This window comes from Thermococcus argininiproducens, assembly GCF_023746595.1.
In the GTDB taxonomy this organism is placed as follows: Archaea; Methanobacteriota_B; Thermococci; order Thermococcales; family Thermococcaceae; genus Thermococcus_A; species Thermococcus_A argininiproducens.
Window position 1 is genome coordinate 1,745,248 of sequence record NZ_CP080572.1, and the last position, 25,519, is coordinate 1,770,766.

General features: G+C 39.1%; 33 protein-coding genes and 2 tRNA genes. 12 read left to right on the forward strand and 23 right to left on the reverse strand.

Annotated features, from left to right (window positions below; translation table 11 throughout):
• Window positions 1-323 precede the first annotated feature (323 nt).
• Genes K1720_RS09400 through K1720_RS09410 form a run of 3 tightly spaced genes read right to left on the reverse strand, consistent with a single transcriptional unit; the run spans window position 324 to window position 2,631 of the window.
• Window positions 324-1,082 carry an energy-coupling factor transporter transmembrane component T family protein gene (locus K1720_RS09400; protein WP_251948897.1) on the reverse strand — a complete coding sequence of 253 codons (759 nt, stop codon included), beginning with the start codon at window positions 1,080-1,082 and terminating at the stop codon, window positions 324-326.
• Window positions 1,079-1,867, reverse strand: coding sequence for an energy-coupling factor ABC transporter ATP-binding protein (locus tag K1720_RS09405; RefSeq protein ID WP_251948898.1), 789 nt, complete (start codon window positions 1,865-1,867; stop codon window positions 1,079-1,081). Before K1720_RS09405 ends, K1720_RS09400 begins: the two co-directional genes overlap by 4 nt.
• 23 nt (window positions 1,868-1,890) lie before the next feature.
• Window positions 1,891-2,631: a biotin--[acetyl-CoA-carboxylase] ligase gene (locus K1720_RS09410; protein ID WP_251948900.1), complete on the reverse strand. Its 741-nt coding sequence runs from the start codon at window positions 2,629-2,631 to the stop codon at window positions 1,891-1,893.
• 101 nt (window positions 2,632-2,732) lie between these two features.
• Between K1720_RS09410 and K1720_RS09415 the strand changes: the two genes are divergently transcribed.
• Window positions 2,733-3,248: a biotin transporter BioY gene (locus K1720_RS09415; protein WP_251948902.1), complete on the forward strand. Its 516-nt coding sequence runs from the start codon at window positions 2,733-2,735 to the stop codon at window positions 3,246-3,248.
• Here K1720_RS09415 and mobA read toward each other — a convergent pair.
• Window positions 3,245-3,838 carry a molybdenum cofactor guanylyltransferase gene (mobA, locus tag K1720_RS09420; protein WP_251948904.1) on the reverse strand — a complete coding sequence of 198 codons (594 nt, stop codon included), beginning with the start codon at window positions 3,836-3,838 and terminating at the stop codon, window positions 3,245-3,247. The two genes, K1720_RS09415 and mobA, sit on opposite strands and share 4 nt — an antisense overlap.
• An 87-nt stretch (window positions 3,839-3,925) precedes the next feature.
• On the opposite strand from mobA, the gene K1720_RS09425 reads away from it, so the two are divergent.
• The 6 genes from K1720_RS09425 to K1720_RS09450 all read left to right on the forward strand — a co-directional run bounded on the left by K1720_RS09425 (window position 3,926) and on the right by K1720_RS09450 (window position 7,029).
• Window positions 3,926-4,540, forward strand: a complete 615-nt coding sequence (locus K1720_RS09425) for a hypothetical protein (protein ID WP_251948906.1) — start codon at window positions 3,926-3,928, stop codon at window positions 4,538-4,540.
• Window positions 4,524-4,892 (forward strand): Mov34/MPN/PAD-1 family protein, encoded by a 369-nt coding sequence (locus K1720_RS09430; protein ID WP_251948908.1) that lies wholly within the window; start codon window positions 4,524-4,526, stop codon window positions 4,890-4,892. The genes K1720_RS09425 and K1720_RS09430 overlap by 17 nt, the downstream gene beginning before the upstream one ends.
• 61 nt (window positions 4,893-4,953) lie before the next feature.
• Window positions 4,954-5,331: an ArsR/SmtB family transcription factor gene (locus K1720_RS09435; protein ID WP_055281553.1), complete on the forward strand. Its 378-nt coding sequence runs from the start codon at window positions 4,954-4,956 to the stop codon at window positions 5,329-5,331.
• A 30-nt stretch (window positions 5,332-5,361) separates the two neighbouring features.
• Complete coding sequence (locus K1720_RS09440) at window positions 5,362-5,661, forward strand: MazG nucleotide pyrophosphohydrolase domain-containing protein (RefSeq protein ID WP_423837329.1); 300 nt, start codon at window positions 5,362-5,364, stop codon at window positions 5,659-5,661.
• 118 nt (window positions 5,662-5,779) lie between these two features.
• On the forward strand, window positions 5,780-6,229 hold the full coding sequence (locus tag K1720_RS09445) for an Lrp/AsnC family transcriptional regulator (protein ID WP_055281551.1): 450 nt from the start codon (window positions 5,780-5,782) through the stop codon (window positions 6,227-6,229).
• Between the two features lie 92 nt (window positions 6,230-6,321).
• The gene (locus K1720_RS09450) at window positions 6,322-7,029 is read left to right on the forward strand and encodes a DUF92 domain-containing protein (RefSeq protein WP_251948912.1); all 708 of its coding nucleotides are present in this window, start codon (window positions 6,322-6,324) and stop codon (window positions 7,027-7,029) included.
• 16 nt (window positions 7,030-7,045) lie between these two features.
• Here the strand turns inward: K1720_RS09450 and K1720_RS09455 are convergent, their stop codons facing one another.
• The 7 genes from K1720_RS09455 to K1720_RS09485 all read right to left on the reverse strand — a co-directional run bounded on the left by K1720_RS09455 (window position 7,046) and on the right by K1720_RS09485 (window position 12,858).
• Complete coding sequence (locus K1720_RS09455; protein ID WP_251948914.1) at window positions 7,046-8,281, reverse strand: RNA-guided endonuclease InsQ/TnpB family protein; 1,236 nt, start codon at window positions 8,279-8,281, stop codon at window positions 7,046-7,048.
• Window positions 8,256-8,864 (reverse strand): IS607 family transposase, encoded by a 609-nt coding sequence (locus K1720_RS09460; RefSeq protein WP_251948916.1) that lies wholly within the window; start codon window positions 8,862-8,864, stop codon window positions 8,256-8,258. Before K1720_RS09460 ends, K1720_RS09455 begins: the two co-directional genes overlap by 26 nt.
• Before the next feature lie 131 nt (window positions 8,865-8,995).
• Window positions 8,996-10,054, reverse strand: a complete 1,059-nt coding sequence (locus tag K1720_RS09465) for an SPOUT family RNA methylase (RefSeq protein ID WP_251948918.1) — start codon at window positions 10,052-10,054, stop codon at window positions 8,996-8,998.
• 36 nt (window positions 10,055-10,090) lie between these two features.
• Window positions 10,091-10,693 (reverse strand): 30S ribosomal protein S3ae, encoded by a 603-nt coding sequence (locus K1720_RS09470; RefSeq protein ID WP_167888006.1) that lies wholly within the window; start codon window positions 10,691-10,693, stop codon window positions 10,091-10,093.
• 15 nt (window positions 10,694-10,708) lie between these two features.
• On the reverse strand, window positions 10,709-10,954 hold the full coding sequence (locus tag K1720_RS09475) for a KEOPS complex subunit Pcc1 (RefSeq protein ID WP_055281544.1): 246 nt from the start codon (window positions 10,952-10,954) through the stop codon (window positions 10,709-10,711).
• Window positions 10,944-12,371 (reverse strand): GINS-associated RecJ family nuclease, encoded by a 1,428-nt coding sequence (gene gan, locus K1720_RS09480; protein WP_251948920.1) that lies wholly within the window; start codon window positions 12,369-12,371, stop codon window positions 10,944-10,946. The genes K1720_RS09475 and gan overlap by 11 nt, the downstream gene beginning before the upstream one ends.
• 31 nt (window positions 12,372-12,402) lie before the next feature.
• Window positions 12,403-12,858, reverse strand: coding sequence for a 30S ribosomal protein S15 (locus tag K1720_RS09485; protein WP_251948922.1), 456 nt, complete (start codon window positions 12,856-12,858; stop codon window positions 12,403-12,405).
• Window positions 12,859-13,296: 438 nt separating this feature from the next.
• On the opposite strand from K1720_RS09485, the gene cas6 reads away from it, so the two are divergent.
• Window positions 13,297-14,031, forward strand: coding sequence for a CRISPR-associated endoribonuclease Cas6 (gene cas6 / locus K1720_RS09490; protein ID WP_251948924.1), 735 nt, complete (start codon window positions 13,297-13,299; stop codon window positions 14,029-14,031).
• Here the strand turns inward: cas6 and K1720_RS09495 are convergent.
• Entirely contained in the window at window positions 14,003-14,899 is an 897-nt protein-coding gene (locus K1720_RS09495) for an MraY family glycosyltransferase (RefSeq protein WP_251948926.1), read from the reverse strand. The two genes, cas6 and K1720_RS09495, sit on opposite strands and share 29 nt — an antisense overlap.
• Before the next feature lie 75 nt (window positions 14,900-14,974).
• Here K1720_RS09495 and K1720_RS09500 point away from each other — a divergent pair, with 75 nt between their 5' ends.
• Both K1720_RS09500 and K1720_RS09505 read left to right on the forward strand, forming a co-directional pair.
• Window positions 14,975-16,297 carry a glycosyltransferase gene (locus K1720_RS09500; RefSeq protein ID WP_251948928.1) on the forward strand — a complete coding sequence of 441 codons (1,323 nt, stop codon included), beginning with the start codon at window positions 14,975-14,977 and terminating at the stop codon, window positions 16,295-16,297.
• A 5-nt stretch (window positions 16,298-16,302) separates the two neighbouring features.
• Entirely contained in the window at window positions 16,303-16,662 is a 360-nt protein-coding gene (locus tag K1720_RS09505) for a DUF2304 domain-containing protein (protein WP_251948930.1), read from the forward strand.
• A 1-nt stretch (window position 16,663) separates the two neighbouring features.
• On the opposite strand, the gene K1720_RS09510 is transcribed toward K1720_RS09505, so the two are convergent.
• The 4 genes from K1720_RS09510 to K1720_RS09525 all read right to left on the reverse strand — a co-directional run bounded on the left by K1720_RS09510 (window position 16,664) and on the right by K1720_RS09525 (window position 18,591).
• Window positions 16,664-17,206: a deoxycytidylate deaminase gene (locus K1720_RS09510; protein ID WP_251948932.1), complete on the reverse strand. Its 543-nt coding sequence runs from the start codon at window positions 17,204-17,206 to the stop codon at window positions 16,664-16,666.
• A 50-nt stretch (window positions 17,207-17,256) separates the two neighbouring features.
• Window positions 17,257-18,039 (reverse strand): M48 family metallopeptidase, encoded by a 783-nt coding sequence (locus K1720_RS09515; RefSeq protein ID WP_251948934.1) that lies wholly within the window; start codon window positions 18,037-18,039, stop codon window positions 17,257-17,259.
• Between the two features lie 6 nt (window positions 18,040-18,045).
• Window positions 18,046-18,411, reverse strand: coding sequence for a BlaI/MecI/CopY family transcriptional regulator (locus K1720_RS09520; RefSeq protein WP_251950696.1), 366 nt, complete (start codon window positions 18,409-18,411; stop codon window positions 18,046-18,048).
• 102 nt (window positions 18,412-18,513) lie between these two features.
• Window positions 18,514-18,591, reverse strand: a tRNA-Lys gene (locus K1720_RS09525).
• A 102-nt stretch (window positions 18,592-18,693) separates the two neighbouring features.
• Between K1720_RS09525 and K1720_RS09530 the strand changes: the two genes are divergently transcribed.
• Window positions 18,694-18,781: transfer RNA gene (locus K1720_RS09530), tRNA-Leu, on the forward strand.
• A gap of 61 nt (window positions 18,782-18,842) precedes the next feature.
• Here the strand turns inward: K1720_RS09530 and K1720_RS09535 are convergent.
• Window positions 18,843-20,060: an aminotransferase-like domain-containing protein gene (locus K1720_RS09535; RefSeq protein ID WP_251948936.1), complete on the reverse strand. Its 1,218-nt coding sequence runs from the start codon at window positions 20,058-20,060 to the stop codon at window positions 18,843-18,845.
• A gap of 73 nt (window positions 20,061-20,133) precedes the next feature.
• Here K1720_RS09535 and gyaR point away from each other — a divergent pair, with 73 nt between their 5' ends.
• On the forward strand, window positions 20,134-21,138 hold the full coding sequence (gene gyaR / locus K1720_RS09540) for a glyoxylate reductase (protein ID WP_251948938.1): 1,005 nt from the start codon (window positions 20,134-20,136) through the stop codon (window positions 21,136-21,138).
• On the opposite strand, the gene K1720_RS09545 is transcribed toward gyaR, so the two are convergent.
• The 6 genes from K1720_RS09545 to K1720_RS09570 are packed head-to-tail and all read right to left on the reverse strand — an operon-like array spanning window position 21,116 to window position 25,518.
• The gene (locus tag K1720_RS09545; protein ID WP_251948940.1) at window positions 21,116-21,835 is read right to left on the reverse strand and encodes a DUF72 domain-containing protein; all 720 of its coding nucleotides are present in this window, start codon (window positions 21,833-21,835) and stop codon (window positions 21,116-21,118) included. The genes gyaR and K1720_RS09545 overlap by 23 nt on opposite strands.
• Window positions 21,836-21,858: 23 nt before the next feature.
• Entirely contained in the window at window positions 21,859-22,317 is a 459-nt protein-coding gene (locus tag K1720_RS09550; protein ID WP_055281521.1) for a 4Fe-4S dicluster domain-containing protein, read from the reverse strand.
• A gap of 1 nt (window position 22,318) precedes the next feature.
• Window positions 22,319-23,287 (reverse strand): respiratory chain complex I subunit 1 family protein, encoded by a 969-nt coding sequence (locus tag K1720_RS09555; RefSeq protein ID WP_251948942.1) that lies wholly within the window; start codon window positions 23,285-23,287, stop codon window positions 22,319-22,321.
• Entirely contained in the window at window positions 23,284-24,522 is a 1,239-nt protein-coding gene (locus K1720_RS09560; protein WP_251948944.1) for a hydrogenase large subunit, read from the reverse strand. Before K1720_RS09560 ends, K1720_RS09555 begins: the two co-directional genes overlap by 4 nt.
• A complete protein-coding gene (locus tag K1720_RS09565) occupies window positions 24,515-25,075 on the reverse strand; it encodes an NADH-quinone oxidoreductase subunit C (protein WP_251948946.1) in 561 nt (186 codons plus the stop codon). The genes K1720_RS09560 and K1720_RS09565 overlap by 8 nt, the downstream gene beginning before the upstream one ends.
• Window positions 25,072-25,518: an NADH-quinone oxidoreductase subunit B family protein gene (locus K1720_RS09570; protein ID WP_251948948.1), complete on the reverse strand. Its 447-nt coding sequence runs from the start codon at window positions 25,516-25,518 to the stop codon at window positions 25,072-25,074. Before K1720_RS09570 ends, K1720_RS09565 begins: the two co-directional genes overlap by 4 nt.
• Window position 25,519: the final 1 nt, after the last annotated feature.

Here is a 25,519-nt window from a genome sequence, read left to right on the forward strand (position 1 = left end):
CCATATTATTTAAACCTTTAGGAAAAGTTCGATTTTCCCTTTTTAAGATATATTTTAGTTCAGAACAACCATCACCGAGATATTATTCTTTGAGTATGTTAAAAAAGCATTTGAAAGGTTTTAACACCTGAGCTTCTTTCTCAGATATTGAACAGTTTTTTAGAATTTTTACAATCAACTATAAATGTTCCATTAAAATGTCGTTTAACATGGAGAGTAACCCCACAATTTTTTGAAACATCAAGTTACTAAAGGACAACGGAATATGAAGATTGGAAAATATTCAAAGTTTGAATTTCATATATAATAAAAGAGCAAAAACACTAAAACAACTTAATATACCCAACCTTAAGATAATACCTCGCATAAACAGCCATAAAAAACAGCGAAATAAGTACTCCAAGAGATATGTAGTCTTTGGTTTCCATTTTAATACTATGAAGAAAGGTTCTTCTTTTGCTGGCACCAAAAGCCCTACTTTCCAAAGCAATGCTGAGCTCGTGAGCAGTCTTTATTGAAGCCACTATTAAGGGAATCAGGACAGGAACAGTATTCTTAGCTCTTTGAAGAAAGTTTCCTTTTTCTAATTCCAAAGCTCTTGACTTTTGAGCATCCATTATTGTCTGGGTAAGCATGTAAAGGGTCGGAATGTAACGAAGGGCTATTGTGAGTGTAAGTCCAATTTCATATGGCATTCCCATCTTGATAAACCCAAGTACAAGATCCTTCTGCGAAGTTGTCATTATAAGGCCCAAAGTAAGAAGGGCCACTGAGAGCAATCTAATCCCATAACCAACTCCTATTAAAAGACCAAAATACCAAGGCTTTAGGATAAATGGCCATATCACCATAGCAATTAGTACTATGGGCATAAGAGGTTTCAATGCTTTAAAGATCTCCCTGTACTGTATCTTACCCAAGAAGTTAAGGATTAAAATGAGCCCTAAAAATATTGCCAAAAGAAGGTATGGAGAGTTGAATAATATAAGGGCCACTACGCCAAGAAACGATCCAATTATTTTAACTCTAGGATCCATACTATGGAGGAATGAGTCTCGTTCTAAATAAAGGGTATACATCATGTTCTCATCTCCAAGGCCTTCACAAAATCCTCAATATTCCTTACAAATCCAATACCCGCTCTTTGGCTGATATCTAGTAATCTGGGCCTATCTAAATCATATTTTCTCAGCTCAAGCTCAAAAAATCCTCTAACATCCCCATCAAAGATTTTTTCCCCATTATATAAAAGAACCACTCTATCAGCGAGCTCAAGAACAAGCTCCATTTCATGTGTTATCAAGAGAACTCCGTGTCCCTCAGAGTAGAGATTTCTAATTATTCTCTTTATACTTTTAGCATTTTCTTCATCAAGACCTGTAGTAGGCTCATCGAGAATAAGATATTTTGGTCGCATAGCTAAGACACATGCAATAGCTAGTCTTTGCTTTTCTCCTCCACTGAGTGCATAGGGGGATCTGTCTTCATATCCTTCAAGGTTCACTTCTTTCAGGGCCCATTTAGTCCTTTTCTCAATTTCTTCATCTGATAGTCCAAGATTTTTTGGCCCAAATGCTACCTCTTTGAGCACACTCTCCTCAAAAAACATGTGCTCAGGATTTTGAAAGACATAACCTACTGTTTTAGCAAGTTCTGCCACACTATGTTTTCTTGTATCCATTCCATCAACTATGACTTTCCCTCTCGTTGGCTTTAAAAGACCGTTTAGATGCTTCGCCAAAGTGGTCTTCCCTGAGCCGTTAGGCCCTACTAATGCAACTATCTCATTTCCAATAGTTAGATCTACTCCTTTAACTGCCACTCTCTTCCCATTGTAGATATGCCAGAGATTCCTTACTTCTATCATCGTTCAAACTTTAGCTCAATACTTTAAAAGATTGCCTTTAACAAATGGTGATTAATCCTCAGGAATAATACTCTCGCGAACTCTAAAAGATTAATCTCTTTACCAAGCTCTCTTTTTAGAGAGGTTGCGTCCTCAGGAACAAGGTTGTTTACATTCACCCCCACTCCGATTATGGCATATTTAACTAAATCAATCTCTCCCTCAGCTTCAATTAATATTCCCGCAAGTTTTTTATTCCCCACAAAAATGTCTCCATTAGGGGCCATCTTGGCAGAAATACCATATTCATCCAATACCTCTACAATAGCACTTGAAATAGGGAATACAAGCTTATCTACATCTTTCAGTGGTATTTTAGGCCTCACAACAAGAGAAAAGTATAATCCCCCCTCCTGAGAAACCCAATTCCTACCTAGTCTTCCTCTCCCTCCTTTCTGTTTTTCTGCTATTATAAAGACGTTTTCTTTTCCTTCTTTTGCAAGTTCTTTTGCAATATCCATTGTGGACCAAACTTCTTTAAAATAATACACTTCAAAATCCAGTTCCCATGGATAAGGCTTGTGAGCTTCCCTGATCAGGGCATATCCTTTAGGAGTAGAAAGAATTTCATAGCCTAACATATTCAGTTCTTTTATATGTTTCCAAACAGCTACACGAGAGATTCCCATCCTCTGAGCAATTTCATCACCGGACACTACATCTTTCCTCCGGAGCTGCTTCAATAGTTCCCTCTTTACTGGACTATCTCTTATCCCTCCTCTCATGATGTGTCTTTGGAAATGAGAGGTTAAAGGTTTATTGCTAAGGGATTCGTTAACCGCAAAAATTTTAAAGTTAACCAAAGGGAGAAAAGTGAGGTGGTAAAATGAGGGCGAAGGATATTGCATACCCATCATTATTTGCTGCTTTAACTGCAGTTGGAGCTCAAATAGCAATTCCACTAGGAACTGTTCCAATAACACTTCAAGTTCTTTTTGTTTTATTAAGTGGTTTTATTTTGGGTTCCCGCCTAGGATTTTTGAGCCAGCTAATATACCTCCTCATGGGCAGCCTTGGCCTTCCAGTGTTCGCAAATCTAAGTGGTGGCTTTGCTTACATTTACGGTCCAACAGGAGGTTATTTGATAGCATTTCCCCTAGCAGCATTCCTAGTAGGCTTCCTAAGTGAAAGGCAAGAGACCTTTTTGAACTATACTCTCGCAATGCTTTTGGGAATTTTAGTGATTTACCTTCTTGGATGGTTCAGATTAGGGATTTTTATGGGAGGAGATTTCAGAAAGGCATTTATAGTGGGCGTAGCCCCCTTTGTGATAATAGACCTGATAAAGGGAGGAATTGCAACCATAGTTGCCAAGAGAGTTAAACAAGCCGTCACAATCTAGAAACCTCTCTTTAAATTTTCTTCTACAAATGCCAAGTCAAACGAGTTTCTGATTTTGAAAAAGCTTAGTGTAACTTTAGGATTCCTTTTGCTAAGTTCTTCTATACTAATTCTCTTATAATCGAGATATTTTGCAATACAACTCAACCGCCTCTCATTCTCAGCCAAACAAACCTCAATTGCCTTTTTTAGGGCCCTTGCATCATAAAAAGCATGAGTTATTTCGAGCTGCCCACTGGCCCATGAGGGTATTAAAGCCTCAATATCCAACTCATAGAAGAGAGTGGAGAGGTAATTTAGTAAAAAGGGCATCACCAGAGGCATGTTTCCCTCAATAAGAAAAATCTCTCCTGAGAAAGGCAAAACCTTATAGAGAGCTTCAAGCTTATTTCTCGCATTTACGCCTTCTGGCCTCAATATATGAAGGGAGAATTTCTTTAATTGACCTTTCCTAACTATTGTAATAACTTCATCAATTCGTTTTGCTGTTAATAATCTCCTCTCAACTATTTTTACTACTGGTTCCTCATTTATTGGAAGTAAATAGTTCTCCCATCTCCTCTCTGGAAAAGCTAATACATAGGCACGCATATTTTACCTATAAAGAAGGGCCTTTAAAAAGATTCTCAAGAGATATATTTAATAATTGCAAAATAGAGATAAAGTATGGGATGAAAAATGGATGAAGTGAGTCCAGCAATTGCTGTGCTATTATTCCTAGAAGACTTCGCCAAAGAAAACCCCTCGATTAGAAAAGGGGCCAAGTACTTCAAATGGCAGAAACGATACGATGGATATGATGTTGCATACTCCATAGTAGGAGCCACGATAGCAGAACTTCTGCATGAAGGGTACATAAGCTTAGAGCTGAAAAAACGATTCCTAAAAAAGAGTGTCATTTTTTCAAGAAAAAGACTCATCCCAAAAAGATACGGAGTTCTAGGAAAAGGATTTAATACAATAAGCGAATATGAACCAACCCCTCTCAATTTAGCCCTCTTTTTAGTATTTCCCGTCTCAAGATTCCCAGCAGCATATTTGGGAACATACATTGCTGAAAAAGAGCTTAAAGATAAAGATCCTGAAGAACTTCGAAACAACAGCGAGATAATAAAGTATAAAGAAAAATTAAAAGCCCTTTTTGAGGAGTTTAAGCGAGACTATCCTGAGTTATGGATAGGGATAAAAAAAGAAGTGGATAAAGCTTGCCAGTTGGTCAGAGGAAAACAAGGATACATCTTATACTCTCCCTTAGACATGCTGGAGGAAAAGAAAAATGAGAATAAAGATTAGAAGGGATCTTCTCCAATATCTTCTCCAGCTGGCAAGAGACTTTTATCCCAATGAATTTGGAGGGTTTTTAAGAGAAAAAGACGGCATTTTTGAAGAGGTCTTGATAATCCCAAAAGGATACTTTGGAAAAGAATCAATTTACTTCGATACCTGGCTCCTTCCTCATGATGAAAATATAAAAGGGACCGTTCACTCTCATCCCGGCCCTTCCTCACAACCATCACAACCTGATAAGAAGTTTTTTTCTAAATTTGGCGGAGTTCATGTGATAATCTCATATCCCTTCAAGGAGTGGAGTGTGAAAGCTTACAATAGTGAGGGTGTAGAAATAGAAATAGAGATTATTGATTAGGGATTTCATTCATATGAAAATTTTTATAAATGGGAGTTCTTTAAAATATCTGGTGATTAAAATGAAGGTGAGGGAACTTCTTGAAGGACTTAACGAAAAACAGAGAAAAACAGTTCAGAAGTGTCTGGCCTCATGTGAAATACTTGACCTAGAAGAAGAAGTAGAGACAGAGTTGTCTCCTAAACTTATGGAATTTATTAAGGTTCTGTCAAACCCAATAAGAGCTGGGATAATAAAGATGCTCAAAAACAGATGGATGTGTGTCTGTTTAATAGCAAAGGCGCTGAATCAAGACCAAACACTCATAAGCCACCATTTAAGAACTCTAAAGAGCATGAACCTTTTACATGAACGACGAGAGGGCAAGCTAAGATTCTATAAAACAAACATGGAAGAACTTAAAAAATATCTCTCTGTATTGGAAAAAGAACTCTTTTAGCCAATTTCTATTTTTTGGTGATGAAATATGATGAGTATCCAAAAGGAAGTTGACGAGCTCATAAAAAAATTTGGGGGGTATTGGGAACCTTTTGCAATGCTAACTGCACTTATTGAAGAACTGGGAGAACTATCTCGAGAGATATTAAAAGCGGAGGGGGTAAAAGGTCAAAAAGAACCAGCACAAATTGTAGAAGAAATTGGAGACGTCTTATTTGCTCTTTTATGCATTGCAAACTACTATAATATTGATGCAGAAAAAGCTCTTCACAAAACAATTTCTAAGTATTCATCTCGAGATAGAGAAAGATGGAAATCTCCAATTACATAATATTATTCAAAAGACATAACCTTTTACTGATAATGTTATGAAACTACAGATCATCATGTTAGTAATTTTCGAAATATTTATATAAATCGCCATCTAAAAAGTATAAGGTGACTTGTACATGAAAAACAAAATTGACAAATTTGATTTACAAATTATGAGTGTATTAGCGAAAAATGCCAGAATTAATTATAGACAGCTTGCAGAACTTCTGAACACGACAAGACAGAGGGTTTCTAGACGACTAGAGAGGCTCGAAAGGGAAGGAGTAATAAAGAAATACACTATAATACCAGATTTTGACAGGCTAGGTTATATTTACGTGGCTATCGGTATTTCCTTAAAACCTGGAGCTCCAATTGAGAAAATAATTGAGACCTTAAAAGAGGATGAAGAAGTAAAAGTCATTCAGAGGGCTATTGGATATCACCAGTTGATAGTTCATTTAGTAGCTCCGAAGAATATGAAAGAAATCGAAAGAAAAATCCATGAACTCTCTAAAAAAGTTGAAGGATTAGAAGGTATGGACATGAGTTTTGTAACAGACATTGTTAAATTTGAGCTCGTCTAAACCCTTTCTATTTTTCGGCAATAAGTGAAGGAAAGACTAATAAAACAAAAAAGAGACAAGAACCCAAACAGTAAATTTCAATGGTGACAGCAATGAACATCATACTCAGTGTAACACTAGTGGGAACACTTGGAATTATGGCATATAAACTGGGAGCATTGGACAATAAAGGCGCATTAGCTGCCACTTTCTTGGGGATCCTAACCTTAGGATTAGGGGGAGTATATCCATTTCTTGCTCTCTTAGCCTTTGTAATACTTGGAATTCTAGCTACCAGGTATCACTTTTCTGAAAAAATCAGAAATGGAATTGCACAAGAAGGCAAGGGGATTAGAAGCTGGGAAAATGTTTTTGGGAACGGTTTAGCTGCATTAATATTTCTGCTTATAGAATATTACACAAAGCAAGACCTTTTTTGGACTGCAACATTTTCGGCAATAGCTACCGCAAATGCAGATACCCTAGCCAGCGAACTAGGAAAAATCTGGGGAAAAGCTCCAAGAATTATAACCACTCTCAAACCAGCACTACCAGGAGAGGAAGGTGCTATATCCTTACCGGGTGAAGCAGTTGCAATAGCAGGGGCATTTGTCATAGGCCTTTTTGCCATTCCCTTAAGCAATAAGTGGATTGAAATGCTTACTGCGATAACTTTGGGTGGATTCTTGGGATGCAATATAGATAGCATTATTGGGGCCACACTAGAAAAAAGAGGCTTGGTTAACAATCACCATACAAACTTTTTAGCAACCTTCCTTGGAGGACTTGCTGGAGCTTTGATCTTCTCTCTCTTGCTATGATGAGATGGGGTTCTCCCTACGGGGAAGTTAGTGTGATTTTATGGAATTTTATTCCAATTCTTTGTTTTTCTATTGCAATAATCCCGTAGGGGTTGGTCTTCATTGGCCCGTCATCGGTGAAAGCCCTCGAAACCTCTAACCCTTTCGGGGTAACCCCTGAGCCCCACATCCGAAGGTTCAACACAGCAATAAAATCCCTATCCTCAACAAGACCGCAAGAGCACTTCATTAAACGCCCCTCTTGGGGTATTAACCGACCCCCGCATACGGGACAAACACGAGAAGAATTTCTCGGATTAATGTAAACAACTGGAACCCCAAACCACTTCGCTTTATACTCAATCAATCTTTGCAGTTCACGAGCATTCCACTTTGAAAGCTTCCTGTTCAAACTCTTTGAACCGTTCAAAACCCTCTCCTTTATGCCATTCAAGTCCTCAAGGATTATACCCATCTGTTTTTCCCTAGCAATTTCAACAATTTTATTAGATAACTTGTGCAAGAAATCTCTTGCTCGGTTTTTCTCCCTTCCGGAGTACTTTTCCAGTAGCTCTGTGCTCAATCTTCTATTCCATGTGGAAATTTTTTGAATTTTCTGCCTCTTCTCCTCGTAAACTCTGTGAACGTGATAAAGCTCTCTAGTGTCGAAGCGGTAGACTGTTAAACCGGCAAGAGCAGTGATGTTGGTCAGATTTATGTCAATGCTCATCCAGTCCTTCGGCTCGAAGTACTCTACAGTTTTCACAAAGTTTAGGACGAGTTTGTCTGGAAATAAAAACAAGCCACCAAGCTTTGCTTTTCCCTCTTTGATTCCCTCAAGGAGAGGATGCAAGTAGTGATACTCTGTCAAGTCAATCTCGAGGTAGTATTCTCTCGGAATTATTGTGATTTCGAGGGTTGTGCCTTTTAGCCTGAAGAGTGTTGATTTCACGTAAACGAATTTCTTCTTCAGCTTTGGTTCCCGAGCTTTCTTTCCTTTCTTGAGTTTTCGCTTGTATGATTTCACGAGACCGAGCATTTGGTTTATTGCAGAGTCAACGTAGTGGGCAGCATAGTTCCAGTTCTCTAAAAGCGTGTCTCGGAGTTGTTTCCTCTCAAACTTCGTGAATTTTTCGGTATTGAGGATTTCTTGGAGTGCAGTTTTTGCCATTTTGTAGTACTCTTCAATAAACTCCAGAATAACACTATCGCCTTGAAGTTGAATTGAGTACGCCCTCACGACGGTTTCATTCTTGGAAGAGTTGTTTTGCATTCTTCACAACCTCTTTATACTTGTGAGAACGCATGCCGTACAGCTTGCCAGCAAAGTGCGAGATTATTGTTATCAAGTCTTCAATGAGTTCTTCTCTCGGCTCTTTTTGAAGTTCTCCATTGATTACTATTATCTCCGTTCCAAAGGCTTGAAAGAGCGTTTTTAAAGTTTTAAAACCGAATCGTGTTAACCTGTCGGGATATGTAATGATGACTTTTGAGACTTCCTTGTTTGTCACCATTTTGAGGAGCTTCTGGTAGTTTTTCCTCTTTTCGTTTAGCCCCGAGTCGATATCTTTGAGGATTTCAATGTCCCAACCTTTCTCTTTTGCGAATTCTTTTATTGTTTGGACTTGTCTGTTCAAATCGTCTTTTTGGGTTCTGCTTGAGACTCTTGCGTAACCGATTATCTTCCTTTCCTCTTGAATCCCAAGGATCCTCTTGATTTCGCTTTCTGGAATCCTTCTTCGCCCCCCAACTGTTCTGACAACTTTAATTTTTCCTTGTTTGTCCCAATTCTGAAGCGTTTTTACAGTAACTCCAAGGATTTTCGAGGCTTCTTTTAGAGTATAATGCCTCTCCATATCATCCCCAATATAGAGTACACGCCCATCCTTTATACGTTTTTCCATTATTTTCTATGAAATTATATAAAAAGAAGAACAGTTAGAAACAGCGGATTACTGACTCGTGATGAAGACCTTAGGGCCTGAGCCTACTCCCCTTTAGTTCCTTTTTTCCTAAGTTCCTCTTCGTAAATAGTCCAAAGAGCTATTAAAACTGCAGGGATCCCATGTTCTGTTGCAAACGTCATGTATGGAGCCAAGTCAAGCACATAGTCAGCATACTTAAAAAGGCCTCTTGGAATACCTTCTCTTGACCCTATGAAAATAACAACTTCCTTAGCATAATACAAATCCTTCGCAAGATTTTCCTTCACTTCAGGAATAGTATTCCCTTTGGGGTCTGTTATTATAAGAAGCCGTTTGCTCCTTCTTTTATCTCTTATAACTTGATAAAGATCCCAAACACTAATTGGGACTTTCTCAACTTTCCAAGGATAAGCTTCCTTCTGAATTTGATACCTCGACTCTTGGCCTGTTCTAATACCTTTTATAAATTCCATCAATTCATAGGCATTCATTTTTTCTTTAGGTGCAATTATTAGCTCTTTAACTTCAAAAGCCTGAACAGCCCTCCCAATTTTTTCACCAAAGTTTTTACATGCCTTATAGTCTCCCCAATAGGGCATTTGCACTATAGTAACCTTCTTGAACAGCTTTCTTGCATTAATCTTTTCAGGAGTGAATTTCTTCCACTCTTCTTTTCCAGCAATGGAAATGTAAGCTCTCTCACCTATAATCTCTACAAGAACTGTCTTGTCCGGAAAAGATAGATCAACCGTAGCGTTCGTAAGTTCTCTAATTTTTCCACCAAGAGTAATATTCACATCTATACTTGAGAACTCATGTTTTCCTCTTCTTTTTGTTTTTACTGCAAAGGTTTCTTCTTCACGTATATGCTTAGCGATTTCTTCAGCTACACTTACTATCGCATCAAGAGTTGCTGGAACTTCAAAAAGAATTGGAATAACCCTTTCAATCTCAGGAATTTCAAAAAACTTTTCTTCGGCCTTTGGGTCTTTAGTATCAACAAGAACTAAACCCGAATAACCTTGAGGAGTTACCCATATTTCAGTCTCATCAAGAAGATCTTTAATATAATTTGCAGCTACTGCTTCCATGTCTTTTTGAGTTTTAATCAAAAATTTCATAGATCCCACCAAAAAGCTAAGAGAAAAGAAAAATAGTCATGCTTCTGGTTCAGCAAGAACCTTTATCTTTCTTATCTCAGCTCTTTTAAGTGGATAGATTTTCTTTGCTTCTCTTGCCAATTCAGCACCCATCCTACCAGTAACTGCTTCTAAGATAAATTCAGTAAAGTTAAGTTCCTCAGCCTTTTTGCGGATTATACTCTCCATAATGTCTCTAATTGCCCTTTCCTGACTGGTTTGAATTCTTCTTATGGCAATGACCATCCCCATGACTCTGAGTTTGTACCCATCCTTAGTGGTGACATTGAAGATTCCATCTATTCTTGTAGTTCTTCTTCTTACAAGGCTCCTTATATAGCTTCTAGAAAGTTTGTGTCCCTTGAACTTGGTGTATGCATTCTGACCCTTAACATCATGTATTTGGAAGTAAAGCTTAACATGACCCTTTGTGAAGTCTCCTGTCACGTCTTTCAATGTAGTTTCAATAACCCTACCTTTAACCTTTTCAGGATCCGCTGCAGGAGTGAGTCCTATTTCAACGTTTCCAAAAAATTCTGGAGCGTATACTATATACCAGTCCTTAAGCTTCCACTTATCCTTTGCGGCAGCAGCTCTCTTTCTTGGATTAATTCTTGGCATCTTAACACCTCCAATTCACTTCTTTATGACATCCTCAGCGATCTTGATTGAAAATACCAAATCATCCAGCGCCACTATCAAGCTTTCAATCTCACCAAGGTATTTAACTTTTGTTATGACTCTACCATCTTTCCAGTAAGTTTTAAATTTAAAGTTTTCTGGTAAATCCAAATTATCAACATCAACTGCCTCAGCTATAGCTCGGGCTACATTCTCATTTTCGTATTCCCATACTATCTCAGCCCTAGCACTAATTTTCATTCTTTTCACCACGTGAATTCTGCTCTCCAAGAAGCTTATCTATAAGCTCCGTAAACTCATCAAGTCTATCTTTTGGTATCCTTATCCCTGCTGCTATAGCATGGCCTCCGCCTTCTCCTCCAAGCACTTCTGCAGCTTTTCTTAGGGCTTCTCCAAGATCATACCCCTTTTCAATGCCCTTCTTTGTGGTTCTAGCAGATCCCTTAATAAGCCCATCTTCTTCACTATCTGCTAAAACTATCACCGGTTTTTCCGCTCTAGCTAACTGAGCATTTATTGCCATGGTGGCTGCTATCCCAACCATAGTGTCTTTAATGTTCTTTCCAGCGTAAAAAACATAAGCATGATCTTTCTCAATTGCACTGTTCCAATTTTGAATAAGGTATCGTCTCATCTCTATTTGTTCTCTTTTATACTCATCTACAAGTTTTAAAGCGTCTTTGAATGCTTTTTCGTCTCCTAAGCATATAGCAACACCAAGCGTGCCCATGTTAAGTCTCCCCGTTGCATTTAGTAGTGTGGCAAATTCTCTTGCTTCGTGCCGTGGATCCCCTTCGGGATATTTTTTAATAAGGATTACATCCCCTATGAGCCTGTCGATATCCTCTTTAGAAGCGTTGTTTTTAATTAGATGGATAACTAGTACATCATGAAGTCTCCTTTTCTCTTCCTCTTTAAGTTGCCAGTAATTCATATCTGGATCAAATCCCTTGCTTCGGAGGAACTCTATAGCATTCCTTATATCCCCTGTTATCCCCGGAAGTTCTGGATTTGACGCATAAGCGAGCATTTGAGATAATGTTCTTGTTTCTCTTCCAAAAAGCCTTATCTCCTTCTGTACTTCTATAAGATCGAGTTCTTTTGCATCCTCTATTATCTCAATATTCATCCCATGAAACTGACCATCCACTTCTTGCATATCTCCAACTGCACCAACTAAGGCTAAGTAGCTCAAGTCCCCGTTCTTTTCATTTAATGCCTTAGCAATGAAGTAAGCAACGCCCGAGCCACTCAAATCCCTAACACTATCCGCCCCAAATTGTGTAGGATTCACGAGAACATGATTCTCCTGCTCAATCTCTCCATCTTCAGGGGGATGATGATCAGCTATCACTACTGTGGCATCCGCTAGATACTTCTCAATTAGACTTATAGACCCACTTCCCAAGTCGCTGAAAACGTATATCTTTTGATTCTCTTCAGCCAGCTCTTTAATTATGTCTTCACTGAGTTGTTTTACAATGCTGAGGTGAAAATTAGTGCCTTCCCTTGCTATAGCTTTTGCTAGGATCGCTCCCGCAGTAATACCATCTGCATCTCTATGAGAAATTATACGTATAGTATGCCCTAGCTCAATGTGCATTTTTATTAATTCTGCCCCTTCTCTAACCTTATCTAAGAACGCATTTTTATCCATTATATCACCTTAATAATAAAAAGGTGAAAAATCAGCGGACAAGCAACTTTGCCTGTTCTGGATCGTATCTCCACTTGGCTGGTAACTTTCCAGTTCTTCTGTAGTACTTAACAAGTCTCCTGATTTTGCTTTCTGTGAGTTGAAGTCCTCTTCTTGAGTGAAGATCCTTAGGGTGCTGTTCTAGGTGCTTCCTTAACTTAACTGCTTTCCTGATAAGGAACATCAAGTCTTCTGGTAACTCCGGTGCGAGACCATTTTCATCGAGAATCTGAGTTATCTTCTTTCCAGTGATAAGCCTAACACTGGGTATTCCATACTGGTCCCTCAAAATAGTACCAATCATAGCAGCACTGTAACCTTCTTTTCTAAGTTTGATAACAAGATTCTCAACCTCTTCAGCAGTGTATTCCACCCAAGTAGGTGGAGCAGTCCTCGGTGGTTTTTTTGATCCAGATTTTCCTCTCTTTCTTGCATGCAACCGTGCCATTTACAACACCTCCCGGTGACGGCCAGCTCTAGCCAGCCGTCCCTTATAAGATTGCCAATAGTGGATGATGAACTACCCCACCCTGAGAGCCGGGGCTTCGTGAGAGTTCATTCGACATCCCCTTTGCCGGTAGCCTCACTCTCACCGGCCGGTTCACGCGGCCATTACCGGCTATCCCCCAACGGGAGAATCGCCGGCTACCTTTCCAAGTATAATCCCGCTGGTGTAAGTATTTAAATCTTTCGGGCTTTCATTCCCACCCTTTTGGGAGGAGTCTTCCCGCCCAAGTATGATAAAAGGACTTTAAAAAGTTTGCCCTTAATCCCTTTTTCATCTGCCCTTTTCAATTTGTTAAAAACGAGCAAGGATACTATTTCCATTCGAAATTCTTATTAACACTAAAAGCAAAGATAGTATTTGAAGCGGAGGGGGAAATTAATGAGAATTGAAATCAAGCTTAAACCAGAAAATAAGAATCTTATAGTTCCCTTCAACTACAATGATGAAATTCATAACCAATTGCTTGAAAAGATATTCCTTGCAGCGCCAGATTTAGCTGAAATATTGCAAACAGAGTACAAGGACTATTTTACCTTCTCCAGGATAATGATTAGAGAAAGAGAAATTATCCCAGAAGAGGGCATTAAAGTCCTCTCAGATGACGTGTCTCTCTATATATCCTCCTCACTTACCGAAATCATAAAGGCAATTGCAGAAGGGTTTGTCTCAAATCCTATTCTCAAGGTAGGTAATGCTACCTTTTCGATGGTCAATATTGAAATACTCAGAGAGCCACAGATATCCGAAGGCACGCTATTCTCGACACTAAGCCCCATTGTTGTTAGAACTGCCAAATTTGAAGATAATAAAGTAAAGATCTGGGATTTATACCCTAACAGTCCCGGATTTCAGGATAAACTTAGAAAGATTATGCTCACAAAATTCTCAGAAATATATGGAAAACTCCCAGAGGATACCGATTTTCACATAGATGTCATAAAATTCAAGCCAGTACGAATAAAAGTGGGCAAAACATACTATAGAGGATCACTGATGGTCTTTAGGTACTACGGTTCAAAGGAGATAGCAAAATTTGGATACGAAAATGGGTTCGGGGATAAAACCAGTTATGGTTTTGGTATGGTCAAAGTGATTGAAGAAGAAGAGCAATAATGCCTAGAAAAGTTTCTATTGTCCATACTATTGCAACAAGTTGATATTCCTTCACTTTTTTCATTCTCATTATAAGGCCTAAAAAAGTTAGATAGGGAGGAGCTTTAAGTGTACCATCTTTCTGAACCTCTGTTTTACCTAGAGGTCTACCTTTAAATCGTATCTTTGTCTTAAGGAGAAAGTCTACAAAATGTGGAAGGAGAAGAATTGCCACAAAGAGCTCAACTTTTCCCAAAATCCCTACAATTCCTATTAGTGCCCCCAGAGACAAAGTACCTGTGTCACCTGGGAAAATCTTTGCTGGATATTTGTTCCACCATAAAAATCCTAACCCAACCGCTGCCCCTGTAAAAGCCAAAACCTGTGCACTCCCAGATGTCATTAACCCTAAAAAGAAAAGGGCTATTGTTGAAGTTCCAACTTCTAATCCATTAAAACCTGCTAATAGATTCACCAAGTTTGCGGCTCCAGTTATAAAAAGAACAGAAAAAATGTAATAAAGCACGCCAAGTTCGATCGAGAATAATAACAAATCTACGTTGGTGCTTAAGGGTAAAGAGAACACTAGGAGAGATGCTAATAACGAAAGCACAACTTTATGTGATTGTTTCAATCGGGTTATGTCATCAAGTATACCAATAATTCCAAAGAGCACGAAAATTAAGATGGCCTTACCTATTGTTTCATTTAAAATTATGAGCAAACTTAGGGGAAGTGAAATCAAAAAGACTATTCCCCCCATCTCTGGTATTTCAGGTTTATCCAATTTATGAATGTCTCTACCTAAAATGCCCGCTTCTCTCATTAGTGAAGCAATATATGGTGTGAGGATCAAGGAAAGGAAAATTCCAACAACCGCCGTTATCATTATAATCCCTCACGCTAAATTGGGGAATAGATTAATAACTTTTCCGATGCTATCTAATAAAGGTCGGTGGAGAAGATGGATATCCAACTGGTGGTCTTTGATCTCGATGGAACACTCATAGGTGCCCCAATGGACTTCAAAGAAATAAAAGAGAGACTACGAAATAAATTGCTAGAAGAAGGGATTCCAAAAGAGCTGATAGGCAATTTAACTCCCATGTATGAGACACTAATTCGTATCTCCCAAAAGACTGGGATAGATTTTGAATATCTACATTCATTTCTTGTGGAACTTGAAATCGAAAGGGCTAAAGAGAGTTACTTATTCGAGGGGACAAGAAAACTCCTCGAATTTTTAAGAGATAATGGAATAAAACTAGCCCTAATGACAAGAAGTTCTCGCAAAGCCACTGAATTCACTCTGAAAAAACATGAAATTATGAATCTCTTCGACCTCATAGTAACACGAGATGACGTTCCTTGGAAGGAAGTAAAACCAAATAATGGACACCTACAGGCCATTTTAGATCACTTTAAAATCCCCTCTACAAAAACTGTGGTGGTAGGGGATCATGGATACGACTTGATTCCTGCAAAAGCCCTAGGAACTTTAAGTGTTCTTGTAACATCTAATGAAAGTGGCAGAATGAGTTTTCAAATAGATGAAAAAGCCAACTTTGAGATACCCACGATAAAAGAGGCAATACCTTTATTTAAACGATTGCTTAACACTTATGTGGTTGTTCCGGCATATAACGAAGAGAAGACCATTGAAATGGTCCTAGAAAGGTTACTAGAATACTTCAAGAAAAGTGAGATTATAGTAATAAATGATGGAAGCAAAGATAGAACAAAAGAAATCGCAGAGAGAAAAGGAGTTGTAGTACTGAGTCATTTAGTAAACAGAGGACTAGGCGGTGCCCTCGGTACAGGGATAAAATATGCGCTCCTTAAGGGCGCAGAGGTTGTCTTAACTTTCGATGCTGATGGACAACATCGGATAGAGGATGCCTTGAAAGTCATGAAACCTGTGATTGAGGGGAAAGTAGATTTTGCGGTTGGATCTAGGCTAAAAGGAGATGTCACTCAAATGCCCTTTGTAAAACGCCTTGGAAACTCCATATTGGATTTTATAACTGCAGCTTTCGCAGGAAAGTATGTCACTGATTCTCAAAGTGGGCTAAGATGCTTAAATAGAAAATGTGCCTCAAAATTGAGAATAACGTGTGATAGATACGCTGTTTCAAGTGAGATAATAATAGAAGCCGCTAAAAATGGGTGCAAAATTAGTGAAGTTCCAATAAAAGCTGTTTACACAGAATATACTAAAAAGAAGGGGACAAACATCATAGAAGGAATTAAAATCGCCTTCGATTTGATTATAGAGAAGTTGAGGTGATTAAGATGTACGTCATCCAATATATTGCTATCCTCGCATCTTTGGGAATTATGGTATATGTGTTAGGAAAATATGGAAAAAAAGAAATGACATGGCAAGGATTTATTTTCTGGGAATCCCTCTTGATAATCATGCTAATAATCTCTTTAAAGCCTATTGAGACATCAATCTTCATAAAAAACTTATTAGGACTCGGAAGGGGATTAGATGCCCTGTTTGTAGTATTGATTGGGCTTAACTATATTCTCATGTTCAGGATATACATGAGAATAGATAAAACCGAAAGGGAAATAACGGAACTCACTAGAAAAATGGCTATTGAGCTTCAAGAAATCAAAGAAGATCTAAAAAAACTTGAAAAATAGTTTACTCTGTCAAAAGATCCTCCCTAAAGAGTTCGTCCAAAAATATTTTAACTCTCTCTTTAGGAACCTTGAATTGCCTTATTTTTACAATACCCTTTTTTTGGGCCTCTTTTAGGAGAATTTCAGTAGCTTTATTTGGATACATCTCTTCATAGACTATCTCCTTAACTCCTGCATTAATTAACAACTTAAAGCAAGTATCACAGGGAAAGTGAGTTACATATACCGTAGCTCCTTCCAAACTTATTCCCTTCCTAGCGGCCATTGCTATAACATTTTGTTCTGCATGAACTGCTCTGTGACAATGCCCATCTACTAATAAACACCCCACATCAATACAATGCTCCATATTTCTAGGTGCTCCATTGTATCCAGTAGCTAAAATATATCCATCCTTAACAGCCACAGCCCCGACCCTGAGTCTTGGACAGGTTGCTCTAAGCCCCACAAGTTTCGCAATAAGCATAAAGTACTCATCCTTTGTAGGACGTACGTTCTTTATGTGTTCTGCTTTTTTCTTGTTGAGAATTATCTCTACTTCCATAATCTCCCCCCATACAAAAATGGTAAAAACTTTAAAAGAATTTTTCAAAATTAATTGAAGATTCTTTCTCTTAAAGTCATTGCATCAACTTCCGCCATTATTCTCCAAATCCTCTCATCATAACTAGGATGGGTAGTGAAAAATGGTTTTTGTGACTTTCTTTCAATACTTGGCTCTATTGAAGGCAACACTGGATCCTTAACAGTAGTTCTTAGATCTTCATAATATTTCAATTCTTCGAGGGCTTCTTTTAATGCCAAAGGTTTTGAAACTAGTCTCAGTGCAGTCTCATCCGCCTTGAACTCTCTTTTTCTTAGATGACGTGACCTCTCAACTTCATAAGCAATGTAGAGCAATATCGAAACTACACTCACTAATAAACTCTTGGAAAATACTGTATTCAACAAAACCAGACTAAGCATGAGATACCTTAGGTAGGAAATTAATGGAAACATAAGAGTATCACTATTCTTGATGTGCCCTATCTCATGAGCAGCCACGGCAAGAATTTCCTCCTCATCAAGCACTTCAAAAAGGCCTAATGAAAGGACAATTGAATTTCCAAAGGAGTATGCATTCGGGATGTAATCATCAAGTATATAAATTTCTGGAGGTGCTATACCCGCTTTGTTTGCCATTCTCATTATCCCATCATAAAGCCACGGCATATCCTCAAAAGAAAGGAGTCTCTGATCCCTTTGGAGAGACCGTCTAATTGTCCAGAAGTAAAGGCCCACAAGAATAAATATTGTGAGTAGAGTAACAGCTAGGCCAATCCTACCCAGATATAATAAGGTTATCAATAGTTGGGCCAAAAATATCAGCTTAAGCATTAACTATCACTTCTTTATTTTTGATAAATATGCTACAGTGGCTTCTTTAAAGTTGTTCATGAGTGCATTGAGTATACTCTCAACTACTTTCCGTTCAAATTCCTCTTTACTTGTTACAACGCTGTATACGTACTTCATTCCGCCCCTTCCAGTATCCACGCTTCTTTTTAATAGCCCCCTTTCACAGAGCCTGTTCATTAATATGCTCACAGTGGAACGTCTTAAGGTTTTATGAGTTTCTTTAAGATACTCATAGACCTCCCCAGCAGTGGCTACTTTGACTTTCCACATATACTCCATAATCTCCGCTTCCATAGGAGGAAGAATCGCCTTCAACCCATCTTCATTTATTTTGAACTCATGAGGTTCCATGGAACATCTCCTCTCGGGTCTATTTTCTGCTAACCATTCTATTATTATCAGCACCCATACATAAATTTTTGGGTTATAAATAATACGTTAGAAAAGCCCTTTTGGCGGGCCGGGGGGGATTCGAACCCCCGACCTGCGGATTAAGAGTCCGCCGCTCTAACCATGCTAAGCTACCGGCCCACACCCAATCCAATAGGGATTGAAGCCCACTTATAAACCTTTCGGTTAAAGAAGACAGAAAAATTTATAAACAAACTAAGAAGACAAATAAACGGCGCTCTTGCGGGGGTTGCCGAGCCTGGTCAAAGGCGCGGGATTGAGGGTCCCGTCCCGTAGGGGTTCCGGGGTTCAAATCCCCGCCCCCGCACCAAAAATGGCCCTTCTGCGGTGATAAAAATTAGAATTAAGAGAAAATAAAGGAGATCTATTTATCAAAATTTTTCTCTGTATAGCTTGGCAATTCTCTCAATTCCAATCGAAATATCTTCCTTGCTCGGTCTTGAGAAATTGAGTCTAATCGCATTCTTTCCAGTATCATCAGTGTAGAAAGGTTCTCCTGGAACCACTACAACACCTTCCTTCCCCATTAATTCACTAGCAAAAGCAATTCCATTTGCCTCCTCTGGTAAAAAGAGCATTACAAACATCCCTGCAATGGGCCTTGTAAATTCAGCGTTTGGTAAATGCTCCTCAAGAGCCGTTAGCATAATATCCCTCTTCTCCTTATAGCCCAAAAGAGCCCCTTTAAGGTGATATTTTTCGAAATATCCCCTCCTTAAATATTCTAGGGCTATATATTGAGAAATAGCTGGGGCACAAAAATCAATGGGTTGTTTTTGCATAAGGACTTTCTTGAGGATCTCTCCTTCAGCTATTACCCATCCAATCCTGAAACCAGTTCCAAGAACTTTGCTTAAGGTTCCAGCAACGATTACTCTCCCATCTTTATCTAAGGCTTTTAAGGGGAGTATGTTCTCTCCCTCATACCTCATGAAATTATAAGCTGTGTCCTCAATTATCAAAAGATCATATTCCGAAGCTATCTCAAGCAATGCCTTCCTTCTCTCCATGCTCATGGTAATCCCCATAGGATTTTGACCCGTTGGGATCGTATAAATGAACTTGATCTTCTGTCCTTTAGTTTTGAGCTCTTTAATCTTCTCCTCTAGAAGATCTACTCTCATCCCATCGTTATCAACTGAAACTCCTTCAATTTTTGCTCCTAATTGCTCAAAGGCCAGAAGAGTGTTTATGTATGATGGATTTTCTGTGAGGATTACATCACCAGGATCAATGAGAATTCTTCCCAATAAATCTAAAGCTCCTGTCCCACCTATTGTAATGACTATATTCTCAGGAGATACTTCCAGCTGATCATGTTTTTTCAGAAATGAGGCAATCTCTTCTCTCAATTCTGGGATTCCATTGGCTGGAGTATACATGACTGACTTCGCTTCTTTTTCAAGAATTTCCTTTGCTATTTCTCCAAGAACCTTCCTTGGGATTAAATCTGGATCTGGATCTCCTGCAGCAAGCGATATCAACTTCGTCCCCTTTTTTTGAAGCTCAGCAGCCTTTTTCATAACCTCCGCTAGAGCTGAACCTTTAATCCAGTTGGCCCTTCCAGCGAGGTATTTAGTGTATTCCATGAGGCCCACCAATATTAAAGATATTCATAAAAATATTTATACGTTTTGATAAACGTCTTCTAGGGTGATATCAATGAAACCAAGGGTTTTTATTACCAGACAAATCCCAGAAAATGGCATTAAAATGATAGAAAGATACTACGAAATAGATTTATGGAAAGATCAAAGAGAGCCTCCAAAAGATGTACTTTTGGAGAAGATCACGGACGTAGACGCAATCGTAACTTTAGTTACAGACAAGGTGGACAAGGAGCTCTTGGATAATGCATCAAAACTTAGGATAATAACCCAGTACGCGGTCGGCTATGACAATATAGACCTAGAAGAAGCTACCAAAAGAGGAATATACGTCACCAACACTCCAGGGGTTCTTACTGATGCAACTGCAGATTTGGCATTTGCTCTCCTCTTAACCAGTGCCAGAAGAGTAGTAGAAGCCGATCAATTTGTGAGAAGTGGAGAATGGAAGAGAAGCGCTGTTGGATGGCATCCGTTAATGTTTTTAGGATATGGTCTTAAGGGAAAGACACTCGGGATAATTGGATTCGGAAGAATTGGACAAGCAGTGGCAAGAAGGGCCAAAGGATTCGGAATGAAAATCATTTATTATTCAAGAAGGAGAAAACTAAAAGCTGAAAAAGAAATCGGAGCAGAATATGTTGACTTTGAGACGCTTTTAGAAGAAAGTGACTTTATAAGCCTTCATGTTCCCTTCACGGATGAAACACATCACATGATTGGAGAAAAAGAACTAAAGATAATGAAACCCACTGCAATTTTAATCAACACTGCAAGAGGGCCAGTTGTTGATACAAAGGCACTAATAAAAGCTCTCCAAGAGGGATGGATTGCTGGAGCAGGATTGGACGTTTTTGAAGAAGAACCTTATTACAATGAAGAGCTCTTTAAACTGAAAAACGTTGTTCTGGCCCCTCATTTAGGAAGTGCAACACATGAAGCAAGGGAGGGTATGGCAGAATTGGTGGCAAAAAACTTGATAGCCTTTGCAAAAGGAGAGATTCCTCCAAATCTAGTGAACAAAGATGTGATAAATATCAAAAAGCCAGGATTTGAATGAATCTCCTCGCATCTTCACACATATAAGCGTTATTGAAATAGAGATAGCTTTCTTTTTTATTCCATTTTCTAATCCTGCTTGCAATTTCCTTTAGTTCCTCCTCCTCATATTTGTGCTTATAAATTATCCTTCCCCTTTCATAAGCCCCATGAAGTCGGTAATAGTTAATGTCACCTCGATGAACAGGTTTTCTAACAAAAGGATCTGAAACATCAATAAGCCCAAACTCCTTTACAAACTCCTTTATCCCTTTCTCACTCCAACCTCTAAGCTCTATCGCAATAATAAACTCTCTTTTTTCAATTTTAGAGAAGAACTTTTCTGCATTATTGAAGTTTTCCTCAGTTTCCTTAAAACTCTTGGGAAGCTGGATAAGAACAAATTTTGCTCCTAAAATCTCAGCTTCTCTAAGAGTCAACTCCCAATACCTAAAAACATCTGGAGTTGGTTTTAAAAGGCCTACTTCCGAAGTGGGTTTTACGTTGCTTCGTCTCCACGTAGGGCTAGTAGAAGGATGAGTCACACCTTGAAAAGCCTTTATAGAGAATATAAAATCTTTTGGAGCTTCCTGTCTCCATTTCTGAAGGGTTTTATCTCGGATAAGCTTGTAAAAAGTTTGTTGAACCTCTACGGTACCAAAATCTCGGAAATACTTCTCTCTTCTTTCACAAAAACCACATGTTCCTACAACTATCATGATAAAAAATAAAGTAAAAGAGATTAAAGACCTTTTTCCTTAGCTTCTGGTGGTTCTTCTATAAGATTGTCACTATACTTATCATAATCTGCTAGTAAGAAATCTTCGCTTATTGCAAGAGCCTTTACTGCCTTTTCTTCACCTGGGAACTTCTTGCCCGGGCAAACATCCACACACAAAGCACAGAACATACATCTCGAAACATAATGCCTTATTTTCCTAAGTTCAGGTATCCATTCCATGGCATCTGCTGGACAAACAGTAATACAGAATCTGCATCCAATGCATCTCTCTGGATCATAATGAATCTTTCCTCTAAAGTCTTCTGGAACTGGAACTGGAGGATGTATCTTTACTTCTCCCTTTTGAACTTTCTCAATAAGTGCAGTAACATTAACTGGAGCATGCTTCACTGGAAAGGGATTGGTGAAAGGCTTTTGAAGTGCTTGTTTTATCATTAGGAACATTGCTTTGGTAGGCATTTCACATCACCTCCACCCATATTAAGAGTAGACCTAGCAAGGCTATTATGTTCACGTAAACCCAGAATAACTTTGAAGCTTGTTCAATTCTGAATCTTGCGAAAGATGTCCTAACTAAGGTCACTGCAGATACGTAGAATAGCAGTACTTTGAATAAGAACCACAAGCCCTCAGCGATATAGAGCATCGGCCCTGAGAGGTTTAGACCAAATAGGTAACTGAGCGTAAATGGTATGAAAAGAACTACTTCTATTGCTATCATTGCAAAGCCTCTTACTGCGTCTGAGAGATAGAATAAAGCAAGGTTTCTTCCGCTGTACTCAGCAAGCATACCTTCGGCTATTTCTGTTTCTGCTTCAGCTATATCAAATGGAAGCTTTGCAAGCTCTGCAGGAGTTACCCAAAGGAATACTATTAGAAGTAAGAAAACCCCTAATCCTCCCAGTGGACCTACAATGGTCCACACAGGTGTTGAAGCTATAGTGCTTAGTGAAAAGCTCTTGTAGATCAGGGCAAAACCCGTTATCACTATTGCAAATGGCATTTCGTAACTCATCATTAAGACCATTTCTCTCTGCGCACCAACTGAGGAAAATGGACTTCCTGAGGCAAATCCTCCAATTGCCATTGCAAGAGCCTGCAGTGTTAAAAGGTAGAGGATTACTACTAAATCACCATAACCTTCCAAAGGTGCCTTGATAATGCCAAAGGGAATGTAGAGGAGGAGTGTCATTGAGGATGCGAGAGCTAAAAGCGGCATTGCATTGAAGATCCATTTTACGGCATTTGCTGGAACTACAGTTTCCTTAAGAAGTAACTTTCCAACATCCCAGAAGGGCTGTCTTATTGGAGGCCCTATCCTTGATGTCATTCTCGCAGAGACTCTCCTATCAATACCTTTGTAAACTAGTCCAAGAAATACCCCAATAAGTGGCATACCTACCGCATAAAAGATAGTTTCAGGGGTCATCTTCTCACCCCCAGTTCTTTTTCTAGCATCCTTGTTTTTTCGATGGCCTTCTTGTGAATATAAGAGTAATCCAGCATTTTGCCTGTTGAATCCTTCACAACTGCTATTCTATCATTACAGCACATACAAGGGTCAATGTATCCTACGACAACGGGAATATCTGCCACTTCAGCGCCTAGGAGACAATATGCCCAGCTGTTGATATTGTTGTAGCTTGGTGCTATCACCTTCCACACTGCGGGACCGTCTCTTGTTCCATCATATCTAAAGTAATGTATAACCTCACCTCTAGGGGCTTCATGGGCACCTATTCCTTCTCCTTCTGTTTTTTTGATTTTGTTCAAGAGGGCAATATAGTTAGGTATGGTCAGTATCCTCCCTTCAGGAAGGTTGTCAATACAGTACTCTATTATATCAAGACTCTGCTCTATTTCATAAATTCTGACCATAGTAACGTCATAAGCATCCCCTCTAGCTTCACCCACAATGTCCTGCGGCACCACTGCCTTCACATCTATATCTGCATAAGCGTCGTAAGGAATATCTTGTCTGATATCCATCCTCAGGCCAGCGGCTCTTGCTACTGGGCCTACAAGATTTAATTTAAGAGCTACATCCTTTGGGACCCGTGCTACTCCCCTAGTTCTTGCTTCATATACCGGGTCAGAAAGGAAAACTTCTTTCATGTGTTCAGTGAATTCCCAGTAGTATGTTATCATATCTTTGAGGGCTCTAATGTGGCTCTCCTTTAAGTCTCTCCTAACTCCACCTATCATGTACATGGAGTAATTTATTCTGTTCCCTGTAATAGCTTCCAAGATATCTAGAACTTTTTCTCTTCCTTTCCACGTCCAGAAGAGTAGAGAGTCAAAGCCTATTTCGTGGGCTATAACTCCAAGCCAGAGGATGTGGGAGTGTATTCTTTCAAGCTCAGCAATTATAGATCTTATGTACTGGGCCCTAGGAGGAGCTTCAATTCCAAGAGCTTTTTCACTGCCTATGACAAATGCATATGGGTGAGAAATTGAGCATATTCCACATATTCTTTCTGATAAATAGAGGGTTTGTATTGCATTCCTCTTCATACCCATGTACTCTATTCCCCTGTGAGCAAAACCTCTCTTTACATCAACTTTTACTATCTTTTCTCCCTCAACTTCTGCTTCAACCCTAATTGGCTCCTTTAAAGCGGGGTGAATTGGACCAATGGGAACATAATAAGTTGTTTTAGCCACTTTGCTCACCTCGTTCTTTCCTTATTTCTTTAACGCTTTTGTGAGTGTGTTTAATCATGTCATCAACACCATATTCGTCTTTTCTCCACGGATACTTTCCTTCAGGCCAGTCGTCCGGCAAGAAAAGATGTCTCTTGTTCTTAAGGCCATCAAATTCAACCCCTAGCATTTCCCTGATTTCTCTCTCGTTAGTTTCAGCTCCCATCATAAGATCCGTTATTGTAGGTAGGATGAGCTCGTTCTTTGGAAGGTCAAATTTTATAACTATGCTCACCTCACCCCAAGGATGCTCGTGGAAAAGTCCAAATGAATAAATCATTCGTATAGCTTCTCCAATGTCCTCACCAGTTATGAAGTGTAAATGTGGATAGTCTATCTTGAATATTGCTTCAATAGCCCTCCTGAAGGCACTCTTGTCTATCTCCATCCAAACTTCTTTATAGGTTCTGGGCTTCTTGACTCCCATCTTGTATTCTTTGAGCTCATAGTTTAGTATAGCATCTCCAAGCTCCTCTTTTAATCTATCAAAGATCTCTTCAGCAGTTAATGTCATTCTTCCTTCCCCTCCAATTGCTTTTCAAGCTTCTCAAGTTTAAGCCAAGCTTTCACCACTGCATCTATTATGGCCTCTGGCCTCGGAGGACATCCTGGAACATAGACATCTACTGGAATTATTTCGTCTATTGGGCCAACTATATTGTATGAGTCATAGAAAACTCCTCCACTGGTCCCACAATTCCCTATCACTATCACTGCTTTTGGATCTGGCATTTGCTCATAGACACGTCTTAGCTTGTCAGCAAAGTCTCTAGGAATTGCCCCCGTTACCAAAAGCACGTCAGCGTGCCTTGGGCTTCCAACTAGTTTTATTCCAAATCTTTCTGCGTCATATCTAGGGGTTAATGCTGCAATTATTTCGATATCACATGCGTTACATGATCCTCCTGAGGCATGAAAGACCCAAAGAGAGCGCTTAAAATTGGTTAGTTTTCCCATA